The organism is Microbispora sp. NPDC049633, from assembly GCF_040675265.1.
Classification (GTDB): domain Bacteria; phylum Actinomycetota; class Actinomycetes; order Streptosporangiales; family Streptosporangiaceae; genus Microbispora; species Microbispora maris.
This window is the reverse complement of record NZ_JBFAOO010000013.1, coordinates 36,342-48,471: the sequence shown is the minus strand read 5'-3', so window position 1 is coordinate 48,471 and position 12,130 is coordinate 36,342. Positions and strand designations below refer to the sequence as shown.

Below are 12,130 nucleotides of genomic sequence, written 5' to 3'. Positions count from 1 at the left end.
CCTCTCATGACACCCGGATGCCCGCACATCCGCTGCGGGGGTGCCGTGGCGGGGGAGATCCCGTTTCCGGCCGACGCATCCCCTTTGACCTGGCACGATCGGTGTCATGAGCTCCGTTCCTCCCGGTTCCGGCTGGCCGGGCGACCCCGCGGCCCCGGACACCCCCGTCGCCCAGAGCGCCCGTGAGGTCGCCAAACTCGCGGCCGAGAGCCGTACGCCGGCCGAACTGACGGCCCGGCAGTCGGTGTGCCGCGCCTGCCCGCGTCTGGTGGAGTGGCGGGAGGAGGTCGCCGACGTCAAGCGGCGGGCGTTCGCGGACGAGACCTACTGGGGCCGGCCGATCGCGGGCTGGGGCGACGAGGAGCCGCACACGCTCATCGTGGGCCTGGCCCCCGCCGCGCACGGCGGCAACCGGACCGGCCGGATCTTCACCGGCGACCGCAGCGGCGACTGGTTGTTCGCGTCGCTGTACCGCACCGGGCTCGCCGCACAGGAGACCAGCGTGCGCGCGGACGACGGACAGCGGCTGATCGGCGCGCGCATGATGGCGGCGGTGCGGTGCGCGCCACCCGCCAACAAGCCGACGCCGGAGGAGCGCGACACGTGTTTCCCCTGGCTCGCCAGGGAGCTCGCGCTGGTGGCGGGCACGACGCGGGTGATCGTCGCGCTGGGCGGCTTCGCCTGGCAGGCCGTGTGGCCCGCGCTGCGCGCGGCCGGGTTCACGCTGCCGTCCCGCAGGCCGCCCTTCGGGCACGGCGTGGAGGTGTCCATCTCGTACGGCGCCGCCCCGGTCACGCTCATCGGCTGTTACCACCCCAGTCAGCAGAACACCTTCACCGGCCGGGTCACCGCGGACATGCTCGACGCGGTCTTCGCCCGCGCCGCGGCCCTGGGGACCTTGTGAACGCTTTCACGAGTGTGAAGTCGGTCACTGAGGGAAGATTGCGGGAATTTTCCCGAGAAATGTCACTGCAAGATGACTAAGTGGGGAAAATCACTAGACCTTCGGCCCTAGTGGATTGGTGCGGTTGCCATCTCGTGACGTAGGCTTGTGAATGCTTTCACAAGCTTGGGAGGGCATCGTGGCAGACCGCAACTGGAAGCACGTCGTCATCGTCGGCGGTGGGTACGTGGGCCTTTACACGGCTCTTCGTCTTCAGCGCACGCTCCGCCGTGAGCTGCGCGACGGCAGCGTGCGGATCACGCTCATCGACCCGCAGTCGTACATGACCTACCAGCCGTTCCTCCCCGAGGCGGCGGCCGGCAACATCTCGCCGCGCCACGTCGTGGCCCCGCTGCGCCGGGTGCTGCCGAAGGTGCGCATCCTCAACGGCAAGGTCTCCAAGGTGCACCACGAGGCGCGCACCCTGACCTTCGAGCCCGGCGCCGGCCAGTCCCGCGAGATGGAGTACGACGTCGTCGTCATGGCGGCCGGTTCGATCTCGCGTACGCTGCCGATCCCCGGCCTGGAGGACGCGGCCATCGGCTTCAAGACCGTCGGTGAGGCCATCGCGCTGCGCAACCGGGTGATCGCCCTCCTCGACCGGGCCGAGTCGAGCGACGACGAGGACGTGCGCCGCCGGGCGCTGACCTTCGTCGTGGTCGGCGGCGGCTTCGCGGGCATCGAGGCCCTCGCCGAGCTCGAGGACATGACCGAGGACGCGATCAGGTACTACCCGAGCATCGAGAAGAAGGACCTGCGCTGGGTGCTCATCGAGGCGTCCAACCGGATCCTGCCCGAGGTCGGCCCCGAGATGGGCGAGTGGACCGCCGAGCAGCTGCGCGAGCGCGGCATCGAGCTCAAGATGGAGACGTTCCTGCAGTCGTGCGAGGGCGGCCTGGTCAAGACCTCGGACGGCGACGAGTTCGAGTCGGCCACGATCGTCTGGACCGCCGGCGTCAAGCCGAGCCCGATCGTCAACTCCACCGACCTGCCGCTCGACGAGCGGGGCCGGATCAAGACCACGACGCGACTGACGGTCGCGGGCGTCAAGGGCGCCTTCGCCGCCGGCGACATCGCGGGCGTCCCCGACGTGACCAACCCTGGCCAGTACTGCGCGCCCAACGCCCAGCACGCCGTACGGCAGTCGAAGGTTCTCGGTGACAACGTCGCCGCGTACCTGCGCGGGGAGAAGCTGAAGGACTACCGGCACAAGTACGCCGGCTCGGTCGCCGGACTCGGCCTGTACCGGGGCGTCGCCAACGTCTACGGCGTGAAGCTGCGCGGTCTTCCCGCCTGGTTCATGCACCGCACCTACCACCTGTCGCGGGTCCCCACGGTCAACCGGAAGGTCCGCGTGGTGATGGACTGGACGCTGTCGCTGTTCTTCAAGCGCGAGACGATCTCCCTTGGCGAGATCGAGCACCCGCGTGACGAGTTCAGGGCGGCCGCGGAGAGCGGCCGCAGGCGCTGACCCCTCGCAGTGGCAGGACCCCAGGACACCGGACGACCCGGCGGCGCCCGCCGCCGGGTCGTTCCGTCTTCCCGCGGCTCTGCCATGCTGGTGTGGTGGACGGGGGAGAAGGTACGGACGGTCTCCCCGAACCTTGACCGGGTGGCGGCCACCCGCGCCGTTCGCCCGCAGTGGAAAGGGGGACAAGCCGCGTAAGACGTAACTTGCTTACAGAGGAGTGATCCGTGACATATGATCGCGGCGCCCCCGTAGCCCAATGGCAGAGGCAAGCCCCTTAAAAGGGCTGTGGTGTGGGTTCGAGTCCCACCGGGGGCACTGGCGCCTCCCAGCAACAGAAAGCCGGTGACCTGCGTGATCCAGGCCACCGGCTGATCTACCCAGTCCGGCTGTCTACGACTGACAGCGATCGACTACGGCGGGTCTTGCCCCCGGCGTGCCCCCGATATCAGAACTCACCGAGGGCGTCGGAGATTCTCTTCCGCGCTTGTTCTTCCTGACCGGCAATGCACTTGGCGTAAACGTGCAGCAGCACGGCGACGCTGTGCCCCGCCCATTCGGCGACCTGGGTCGCGGGCACTCCGGCGTTGAGCCACGTGGAGACGGCGGCGTGCCGGAGATCGTAGGGCCGCTTGGCGAGCGGTGAGGCGAACTCCTCTGGAGACAAGGCGGCATGCCGGGCCTTGCGCCAGACCCGGTGATAGGTGCTCTCCTGGAGGTCCCCGCCGTCCCGCAGCGCACGGAACAGCCGGCCATCCGGGCTAGGCCCAGGATTCTCGAGATGCGCATGGAGAATCCGCGTCAGCTCGGGCGGGCAGGGCACGACCCGGCTTTCGCCCTTCTCGCGATGCTTAAGAGGCCCCGGGTCGCGTCGCTGCCCGCTGTTCGACCAGGCGGCTCCAGGCGCAGGACTGGCCTCCTCCACGATCAGTTCCCCCCATCCTTCGTCGGAGATCAGGAGGTTGCGCTTGAAGAGGTTGACCGCCTCCTCGGGCCGCAGCCCGGCGTAGTACATGACGGCGAAGAACGCGACCAGCCGCGGCCCGCTCGGCTTCTGGGCGCGAACCGCCTCCAGGAGGTTCCGGGCCTGGGCCGGATTGACGACGACGCGCTTGTCCACCTGACGGACCGACTTGGTGGACTTCCACGGCAGGTCCTTGATCGCATTACGGGACAGCAACCGAAGCTCGATCGCGTACTCCATCGCGTTGACGAGAACGCCACGAGTCCGCTGCACGGTACTGGCGGCCATTCGCTTGCCGTCTCGCCGGAGCGAGAGAGCCTCCAGGACCTTTCTGGCTACGGCAGGGTCGTCGAGGTCTCCCACCGGTCGTGTGTTCTGCTTGAGCCATTCCAGCGCCTTTCGGAGGTCCTCCGGCGGAGTACCACCCTTCCTGCGAGACGAGTTGAAGGCCCACTCCAGAAGGGCGCGACGGAGCGTCTCGTCGTCTGGGCGGCCCCGCGTGCCGGTGAGCAAGGCCGGCGTCGCGTCGCGGAGCGCACCGGCCGTGATGCGGCGCGAGTGCCCGGCCAGGCCGGGCCACTTCATGTCGACATAGGCGCAGGCGAAGTCGAACCAGCTCATCGCGCGCTCCTCGCGCCCCCAGGAGACCGGAAGCCCGGTGACCGTGCTGAACGCCTCTCCTCGGCGAGCGGCCGACAGCAGATCGGACCGGTAGCTCTCGGCATGAGCGACCGTGGCGAACGGCTCGCGGTAGATCCGCCCGTCGACACTCCAGCGAACTCGGTAGTTCGTGGTGTTGGCCCGCTTGCGCGTCTCCAGCTTGTAGATGCGCACGCTGTAGGAGATGTCCTTCACCGGGCGCCGTCCTCGTGCGCATCGAGCCAGCGATCGAGGTCGGCACGGCGAACGCGAAGACTGCCGTTGGGGAGGGTGACGCATCGCGGAGCTCGTCTCTTGGCGCGCCACTCGTAGAAGGTGGACCGGGAGATTTGCAGTTCAGCGCAGACCTCGGCCACCGTGAGCATCGACTTGGTCTTGATGGCCGTCGTCACTGGCTGACTCCCTCCGCGCAACGAGCTGGTGGTGAAACCGGCGTCGAGCCTGGACCCGCAATGGACGGTGGATCGTCCGCGAGCTGCGCGGTCAGAGCTGCCTCGCCCGGGGTGAAGCCCTGGCCGGCGTACGTCCAGGAGCCGAGGATGAGTGTGCTGTCCGGGTCGTACGGCCTCCGGGTCTGGGCGATACGCAGACGGAAGTCGGTACGGGCCTGGCGCAGCTTGGTCAGGGTGGTCGAGTAGGAGCGGCTCTTCGTGGAGAAGTGGCCGCGGAACCCGAGCATGTGCGCCCAGTTCCGCAACCGAAGGCCGACGAGTTCGGGATGGGTGACGGGATCACCGAGTTCCCATGCGGTGCGGATCAGCCGGGCCGCGTGTTCCGGCACGCCTTGAGCTTCCAGGCTGTTGAGCTCCCGAGTCTTGACCGGTCTGTCGAGGGTGCCCGAGACTTCCGCGGCCTTGGTGGCGTACTTGGCAACGTAACCGGCGACGGCGTGTTCGCTGAGGGCCAGGCTATGGCCGAGATCACGAGGACTGATCGGTACGACGTCGACCTGATCCCCCCACGTCAACTCCCGACCCGGTTGGCCGAAGTCCGCACCATCGAGCCGTACGGCCTTTGCCGCCGAGTGAATCGCGCTGCTGAGCATGTCGACCGTCGCCCAGTCTGGGGCAGGGGTGAGGACGCCATCCGAAGTGCGGCCGTCCAGGCGAATGATCGCGTGGAAGTGCACGACGCCTCGGGCTTGGTACTCAGCCACCTTGGCGAAAGAGAGACGAACGGCTTCGTTGAATGCCTTGCGGGTCAGCCCGGCCGAGGCCGCCAGGTGGCGGCGCAGGTAGATGGTGAAGCGGCGCCAGAGGTCTCCGGCGTGGGCGTTCCACAGCACCTGTCCCACATAGTCGTACGCGTCCGGGTCGAGGGGTTGGCCGATGCACGGATCACCCGCAGCGTGCCGTTCAAAGCAGGCCGGGCCGGTGCGCCGTGGGTGGCAGGGCACGGCCTGGCCATCCTTGCCGGGACCACGGTGCACGGCACCGAAGGACGGGGCGGTGAAGGTCGCCAGGACGCGTGGGTGAGTCCGTACCGTTTCGGGGACGCCCTTGTCTCCGCCGAGCAGGCCGCTGCGGATGAGATGGAAGGTGTCGCGGCGGTAGACCTCGGCGCAGGCGGGGCAGCGGGTGGCGCGGCGGTTGCCGCAGCGGATGAGCAGCTGTCCGTGTGGTTCCGCGCGGGTGCTGTAGTGGCCGAGGATCTCGCCGGTGTGGGTGTCAAGGGTGTGGATGTGTCCGGTCAGGCGGATGGGTTCGCGGCAGCCGCCGAGGCGGTGGACCTGCTGGATCCAGCGGTTCAGGTCGTGGCCGGAGCGGCGGGTCAGGTCGCGGATGACGGGGCCGACCAGGTCGCCGATGTGAGCGGGAAGCTCGGGGGCTTGGGTCACCGGGCCTCCGTTCCGGTGCCGGAGCAGGCGGGGCAGGTGACGGTGGTCAGGGTGTAGGTGCCGGTGCGGTTGTCGGCCTGGCGGACGACGACGGAGCCGCGGCCGCCGCAGTTGCGGCAGCAGGGAGCAGTGTCCTTGGACATGACGGGTCTCCTGGTGAGCGGTACGGGATGAGCGAGCAGGCGGGCGGGGCGGTGGAGCTGGCAGGCGTGGACCGCCCCGCGCCGAGGGGTTCAGGTCAAGGGGAGTGGCCGGCGGTTAGTTGAGGTAGCCGGAGCCGTTGCAGACGCCGCAGGTGCCGCGGGTCGTGCCGTAGGCGATGGTTCCGTGGCCGCCGCACATGTGGCAGGGGCGGCGTCGCAGCAGACGAAAGCGCTTCATCGTGGTTCTCCTCGTGGTGAGCGATGCGGATTGCGGTGAGTGGTGGCGGCCGGGAGCTGGCAGGCGTGGCCGCACGTGAGGGGCGTCTATGCGCCGTGGTTGTCGATGCCGGAGCCGTCGCAGTCGCGGCAGGTGGCGGCTTGGCCGTGGTCGTCGTTGACCAGGCCGGTGCCGCCGCAGGTGCAGCAGCGGTAGTGCGGGATCACCGGGTCACCTCCTCTCGTGAGTGGTCGCAGTCCTGGTGCGGCTGGCCATGCCAGAGCTGGTGGAGCTGGTGGACGGCGGCGATGTCGGGCAGGTCCTTGGGGCGGCGGGCGGCCTGTTTCCAGGCCAGGACCTCGCCCAGGCGCATGAAGGGCAGGCCGTCGATGATGTCGGCGGTGTCGATCAGGCGGTCGGTCGGCCATCCGGGGGTCCACCGGTCCACGAACTCGATCGCCACGGTGGGGTGGTGGATGACCAGGCCGTGCCCGGAGGGGGCCCGGCGCGGGGTGCCCAGGGTGGTGGCGATGTCCCAGGCGGGGCCGGTGGCCAGCACGTCCAGGTCGCCCAGGCGGGCGCGCAGGCCGCGCACGTACAGAGCGGCCGACCCGCAGATGACGTAGAAGCCGGTGGGCAGGGCCAAGCGGGTGAGTTCGGCGAACAGCCCGGCCGGATCGGTCAAGGTCAGCATCAGCGCTCTCCCTCTCAGGCGGTGATGATCAGGGCGGCGATGAACAGCCAGCCGATGTGCCAGGACTGGTCCAGGGCGTAGGCGCCGGTGCCGAGGTGGACGGCCGGGGTGCCGTCGGCGGTGACGGTGTCGGTCCCGAGCCGGTAGAACTCGCCCTTGCCGGTGGCCTGGGCCAGGGCGGCGAGGGTGAAGCGCCGGTCGGCCCAGTAGTGCGACACGGCGTCGACGAGCAGCCCGGCGCTCAGCAGGACCGGGGACAGGTGCAGGCCGGTGACCGCCTGCATGAGCAAGAGGAACGCGGCCTTGTGCGCGGCCAGCAGCAGCACGTGGCCCGCGCAGTGCCAGCGGCCCCGTGTGGTTCTGGCGCCCTTGCCGAGGGCCTGGGTGTGGGTCTGGCCCCACCAGTGGTCACCGAAGCTATGGGCGGCGAACAGGGCCGCGAAGACGGCGGCGAACGCCGCAGCAGACGACAACACGAAGGACTCCTTGCAGGACGGGGGAAGGGTGGTCAGTGGTCAGGTTCTTTTGCTCAGGCGGGTTCGGGTGCGGTCTGAATCTGGGTGAGCAGGTCGGCGGCGAGCTCGGGAGAGACGCGAAGGCGCTGCCGCAGTGCGTCCCGGGTGATCGGGGAGCCGTGCACGGTGGCGTGCTCGGTGGCGATGCGGCGGGCGTAGGCCACAAGCGCGTCAGCCGGACCGGTGGCCGGCACCGGGGACGGCGCGACTGCCGGAGCGGAGACGAGATCGGCCGCAACAGGGACCAAGTCGGCCGCAGGCTCAACCGCATCGGGGGCGGCCGGAGCCGTCTCGACAAGCTCAAGAGCGGAGGCGGGCTCAACCTCGGGCACCAGCTCGGGGCGGTGGGAGGCGCGGCGTTCGAGCATGGACACGGCGACGAGGAAGGCCACGGCGGGAGTCGCGGCGGTGATCCAGCCCCAGGGGGAGGGTTCGGCCTGGGCGAGGTTGGCCGCGAGGGTCAGCACGATCCCGCCCGCCAGGACCAGGCCGGGCCAGGAGATCAGCCCGCGACGGCGGCGGCCGGTGCGCTTGTCGCGCTGCAGCTCGCGGGCGGCCATGACGCACATCAGGTCGATGCAGACCGCGACCGCCCACGCTTGCCAGCCCTGCTGCCCGTGACGAGCGGCCAGGTGACTGATGTGGGTGAACGACCCCACGGCGGCGATGGCCGCGAGCACGATCACCGGGCCGGAGTCCACCACCGCGGACCGGACACGGCTGGAGCGACGGGCACGCATCGCGTACCTCCTTCCGGGATTTCGGCATGGGCCGGGTAGGGACATGGCTCATCGGTCGAGCCGTACCTACGAGGCAGGGTCAGACGGGGTCGGACTCCGACGCCGGGTCGGCCACGTAGTCGGCGAACTCCGCGTCGCTGACCGGGGCGACGGTGACCGAGGTCATGTCCGCCCAGGAGGGGCGCATGTGCGCGTACGCAGCAGCGGCCTGCTCGGCCTGCTCCTCGCTGACGTAGGCGGAGCGGACGCGATACCAGCGGCCGTCGTCGGCGGCCAAGACGGCCACGCCGGGCTGGTTGGCGGGGATGAGCCGGGCGGCCTGGAGCGCGGCGGGGTCCATGTCGCCCAGGGTCATGTTCGCGGTCTCCGGGTCGTTGACCCGGTGGCAGATCCGCCCCGACAGCTGGGCGCGTAGGGCGGTGACGCCGGGGCCGAGGTCGGAGCCGACCCGCTGCCCGCACACCAGCAGATACAGCCCGAACGCGCGGCCGAGCTGGGCCAGGCGGATCAACTGCACAGCGGTCGTGGCGATCTCGTCCTTCTCCGACTTGTCCGCCATCAAGAACAGCTCGGCGACCTCGTCGACCAGGACCACGACCGGCACCGGCCGCAGGTGCTCGGGGAGCTTCCAGATGTTGCGGACCCGATACTGCTTGCACAATGCCATGCGGCGTTTGATCTCGGCCACCAGGTCATTGAGGACCTGGACGCATTCGGCGCGTTCGGTGGCCAGCTCGGTCATGCGCTCGCTGTAGGGGGTCAGTTCAACGCCGCCTTTGAGGTCGAACCCGATCAGCGCGACCGGCTGCGGGGCCAGCCCGCAGATCAGCGCGTTCAACAGGGTCGACTTGCCCGACTGGGTCGCCCCGGTGATCAGCCAGTGCGGCACGGTGCGAAAGTCGATGACCCACGGGGCGGCGGTCTCCAGCAACCCGACACGGACCCGCAGCAGCCCATCGGCCAGCACCGGGACGCCGATGTTGGTGAGGGGGTCGCGGCGGGTGGCCTGCAAGGTGACCCGGCCGGGCCGCCAATCGAGCACGCGGACGGAGTGGACCCGCCAGGCGTGGGCGAGGTTGGGCAGCTTGGCCGTGTAGTCCTCCGGCGTCTGCCCGTCCGCCAGACCCACGTTCACGCGGAACCCGTTCGGCAGGGGGCGGATGAACCCCAGCCGGGGCGGCTTGTCGACCGCCACCCGCCGCAGCTTGCGGTCGTGGGACAGAGCGGCGCCGGCATGCAGGGCCGACCCGAGCGCGGGGACGCCGTCGAAGGTCCACCGCCAGCGGCGCCGCTTGGTCGTCAGGCTGCACCCGGCCGCGACGTTCCCCCACGTCAGGTAGACCGAGACGGCTTTGCGTGGGTAGCCGACCACCAGCCAGAACGAGACCGGGTGCAGCCGGTTCCACGTCACCAGGCCCAGGATCACGGCGAGGGTGAACAGGCACGGGATGAGGTAGACGAGCGCGTCAGCGGTCATACTGGAGACCTCTCTTCGGTGAGCGAAGGGAACGCCCCGGGAGCGGCGGAGCTGGCAGGCTTAGGGCCACTCCCGGGGCACCACACGCGACCGCCGGTCAGGCGGCCTTGACGGCAGCGGGGACGATCGCCTCGGCCCGAAAGCCGAGCCCGGACCGGCCGTTCATCTGCCAGAAGAACGCCGACAGACCCACCGGCCGGACCTGCACCCCCTCCGGGATGGTGGGGAAGGTCTCCGAGGGAAACGTCACGACGATCACCGGGTTACGCCGGTCGTCGTTCGGCTTGGGCAGCAGCGGGATCGTGTACAGGTCCCGCCCCTCCGCGTCCTTCTTGATCTCGCCCGTCGCCCGGTCCACGATCTTCGGCTCGGGCTCGCCCGCGACGGTGAACGACAGGGCCGACAGGTCCACGGGGATGTTGCGCATGTTCCGACTCCTTCGACTTGTCTAAGCTGCCTAGGCAACTTCCGGACGACTTCATGTTGGCTGGGTTGCCTAGCCATGTCAAGCGCTACTGGAAAACTCGCCTAGGCGACCTAGAAGAACTAGGCTGACCCGCATGATGAGCCTCGATCCGGACGACCCGCGGCCGCCCTATCAGCAGGTGGCCAATGCACTGCGGGCGGCGATCCTCACCAAGAAGCTCCAGCCGGGCGAGAAGTTGCCGTCTGGGACTGAGCTGGCCAAGAAGTACGGCGTCGCGCGCATGACCGTTCAGCAGGCCATCCGTGTTCTGCGAGACGAGAACCTGGTCGTGTCCAGGCAGGGGAGCGGCGTCTTCGTCCGGGAGCGGACCGAGCGACCGGTCGAGCTGCGTCCGCACGTCGAGCAGGCCTTCGAGGAGGCGAACGTCACGCTCGACTTCGCCGGGTTCTCCGGCGAGACCCTGAACGGCATGCTTCAGGAGCCGCTCGACAAGATTCGCATCGGCCGGCTACGGCCCGAGTCGATCGCCATCCGAATCCTGGTCCCGGACATGACTCAGCCCTTGGCCCTTCCACGGCGTGTGGAAGACCTCCAGGACGACCCAGCCATCAGGGAGCGAGCGAACCGCATCATGCGTCGCAGCGTCGGCGCCATCGCGGACGCCGTTCACGAGCTCGGCGACCTCGGCCTCGTCAAAACGACCTCGGTCGAGGTTCGTGCTCATCAGGCCGCGCCGACCTTCAAGCTCTACATCATCAACCGCGGCCAGGTCTTCTTCGGCTTCTACCCCGTGGTCAAGCACACCGTCCGTATCAAGGGCGAGCCACATGAGCTGTACGACGTGATGGGTAAGGACGCCGTCCTGTTTCACTACTCGATCACGGAGGACCAGGACTCAACGTCCTCGCAGTTTGTCGCCCAATCACAGGACTGGTTCGACAGCGTGTGGTCCAGCATCAGCCGCGAGGTCGAGCTATGACCTCCGACGATCGGGCTCACCTGATCGAAATCATCGACGCGGCCCGGCTCATATTGCTCGACTTCGACGGCCCTGTCTGCAGCATCTTCGCGGGCCTGCCAGCTCCGGTCGTTGCGGAGCGGCTCAAGTCACTACTGATCGCGCGTGGTACGCACCTTCCAGCCGAGGTGGCCGCGCTTGATGACCCACTCAAGGTCTTCCGTAGGACAGCAGAGTTCGCCCCTGATCAGGCCGACATGATCGAAGCCGCCCTGATGGCCGCCGAACTGGAGGCGGCCGAGGTCGCTGAACTGACCCAGGGGATTCACGATGTGATCGCCGAATCCGTAGCGACCGGCCGCCGCGTGGTGATCGTCAGCAACAACTCCGAGCCCGCGATCAAGGCCGTATGCGATCGTGCCGGGTTCAGCGCCCAACTCTCGGGCATCGTCGGCCGACCTATGGGCGACCCAGCGTTGATGAAGCCGCACCCGAGGCCGGTTCTCCTGGCATGTGAGATCGCCGAAACCACGCCGAAGGTCGCCGTTCTGATCGGAGACTCCGACTTCGACATGCAGGCTGCAGGGAAGGCCGGGAGTCGCTCAGTGGGCCTAGCCGATTCGCCTGCCAAGGCGATTGCCCTCAGGAACGCGGGCGCCGAAGCTCTCATCAGCAGCATGGAAGAGCTCGCAACAGCACTGAATTGCGTCGGCGACCTGTAGCCGCTACAAGGTGCGCGGCGCTGTCGTACAAGGTCCGAGAAGATCGACACTACCGGGCGACAGCCAGACGTGGTTACAAGTTCCCTTACGGAATCAAGCCGCCGCCCGTGCCGGGCGGCGGTGGCGCGGCGCGTCCGGACGCGGCCGGGCGTGCGGCCTCTTCGGGCCGGTCCCGTCCGCGCCGACGCCAGCCGCGCCCGATCCCAGGCAGATGCATGACGCCCCGGGGAGGCGCGACCACCAGGACGAGCTGCTCGACGCCAGCCGCCACGACCATGCGGACGCGCCGCAGTTGGCTGAGGTCTTTCTTTGCCTCCGGCGGGGGATCTCCGGCCCCGAGGTGATCACGGCGCGCAGGCCGAGGT

The 12,130-nt window shown here is 69.0% G+C and carries 14 protein-coding genes and 1 tRNA gene; 5 read left to right on the top strand and 10 right to left on the bottom strand.

From position 1 onward, the window contains the following. Positions 1-106 precede the first annotated feature (106 nt). The 3 genes from AB0J39_RS05930 (at position 107) to AB0J39_RS05920 (ending at position 2,729) form a co-directional block, all read left to right on the top strand. Positions 107-904: a uracil-DNA glycosylase gene (locus AB0J39_RS05930; protein WP_363462293.1), complete on the top strand. Its 798-nt coding sequence runs from the start codon at positions 107-109 to the stop codon at positions 902-904. 151 nt (positions 905-1,055) lie between these two features. Further along, on the top strand, positions 1,056-2,414 hold the full coding sequence (locus AB0J39_RS05925; RefSeq protein ID WP_363462291.1) for an NAD(P)/FAD-dependent oxidoreductase: 1,359 nt from the start codon (positions 1,056-1,058) through the stop codon (positions 2,412-2,414). A 242-nt stretch (positions 2,415-2,656) separates the two neighbouring features. Continuing rightward, positions 2,657-2,729, top strand: a tRNA-Leu gene (locus AB0J39_RS05920). Positions 2,730-2,859: 130 nt separating this feature from the next. Here AB0J39_RS05920 and AB0J39_RS05915 read toward each other — a convergent pair. The 10 genes from AB0J39_RS05915 to AB0J39_RS05870 form a co-directional block, all read right to left on the bottom strand. Next, complete coding sequence (locus AB0J39_RS05915) at positions 2,860-4,230, bottom strand: tyrosine-type recombinase/integrase (protein WP_363462289.1); 1,371 nt, start codon at positions 4,228-4,230, stop codon at positions 2,860-2,862. Next, positions 4,227-4,427, bottom strand: a complete 201-nt coding sequence (locus AB0J39_RS05910; RefSeq protein WP_363462287.1) for a helix-turn-helix domain-containing protein — start codon at positions 4,425-4,427, stop codon at positions 4,227-4,229. Before AB0J39_RS05910 ends, AB0J39_RS05915 begins: the two co-directional genes overlap by 4 nt. Next, positions 4,424-5,872: a replication initiator gene (locus tag AB0J39_RS05905; protein ID WP_363462285.1), complete on the bottom strand. Its 1,449-nt coding sequence runs from the start codon at positions 5,870-5,872 to the stop codon at positions 4,424-4,426. Before AB0J39_RS05905 ends, AB0J39_RS05910 begins: the two co-directional genes overlap by 4 nt. After that, positions 5,869-6,015 carry a hypothetical protein gene (locus AB0J39_RS05900; protein WP_363462283.1) on the bottom strand — a complete coding sequence of 49 codons (147 nt, stop codon included), beginning with the start codon at positions 6,013-6,015 and terminating at the stop codon, positions 5,869-5,871. The genes AB0J39_RS05905 and AB0J39_RS05900 overlap by 4 nt, the downstream gene beginning before the upstream one ends. Before the next feature lie 115 nt (positions 6,016-6,130). Next, positions 6,131-6,253 carry a hypothetical protein gene (locus tag AB0J39_RS05895; protein WP_259400865.1) on the bottom strand — a complete coding sequence of 41 codons (123 nt, stop codon included), beginning with the start codon at positions 6,251-6,253 and terminating at the stop codon, positions 6,131-6,133. 202 nt (positions 6,254-6,455) lie between these two features. Further along, positions 6,456-6,926 (bottom strand): hypothetical protein, encoded by a 471-nt coding sequence (locus AB0J39_RS05890; protein ID WP_363462281.1) that lies wholly within the window; start codon positions 6,924-6,926, stop codon positions 6,456-6,458. Positions 6,927-6,940: 14 nt separating this feature from the next. Beyond that, positions 6,941-7,402 carry a transcriptional regulator gene (locus AB0J39_RS05885; protein WP_363462279.1) on the bottom strand — a complete coding sequence of 154 codons (462 nt, stop codon included), beginning with the start codon at positions 7,400-7,402 and terminating at the stop codon, positions 6,941-6,943. A gap of 53 nt (positions 7,403-7,455) precedes the next feature. Continuing rightward, positions 7,456-8,181 (bottom strand): DUF2637 domain-containing protein, encoded by a 726-nt coding sequence (locus AB0J39_RS05880; RefSeq protein ID WP_363462277.1) that lies wholly within the window; start codon positions 8,179-8,181, stop codon positions 7,456-7,458. Positions 8,182-8,260: 79 nt separating this feature from the next. Then, positions 8,261-9,658, bottom strand: a complete 1,398-nt coding sequence (locus AB0J39_RS05875) for an FtsK/SpoIIIE domain-containing protein (RefSeq protein WP_363462275.1) — start codon at positions 9,656-9,658, stop codon at positions 8,261-8,263. Between the two features lie 97 nt (positions 9,659-9,755). Then, complete coding sequence (locus AB0J39_RS05870; RefSeq protein WP_363413527.1) at positions 9,756-10,085, bottom strand: hypothetical protein; 330 nt, start codon at positions 10,083-10,085, stop codon at positions 9,756-9,758. A 133-nt stretch (positions 10,086-10,218) separates the two neighbouring features. Between AB0J39_RS05870 and AB0J39_RS05865 the strand changes: the two genes are divergently transcribed. Together AB0J39_RS05865 and AB0J39_RS05860 are read left to right on the top strand one after the other, a co-directional pair. Next, complete coding sequence (locus tag AB0J39_RS05865; protein WP_363462273.1) at positions 10,219-11,064, top strand: GntR family transcriptional regulator; 846 nt, start codon at positions 10,219-10,221, stop codon at positions 11,062-11,064. Further along, positions 11,061-11,765: an HAD hydrolase-like protein gene (locus AB0J39_RS05860; protein WP_363462271.1), complete on the top strand. Its 705-nt coding sequence runs from the start codon at positions 11,061-11,063 to the stop codon at positions 11,763-11,765. Before AB0J39_RS05865 ends, AB0J39_RS05860 begins: the two co-directional genes overlap by 4 nt. Positions 11,766-12,130: the final 365 nt, after the last annotated feature.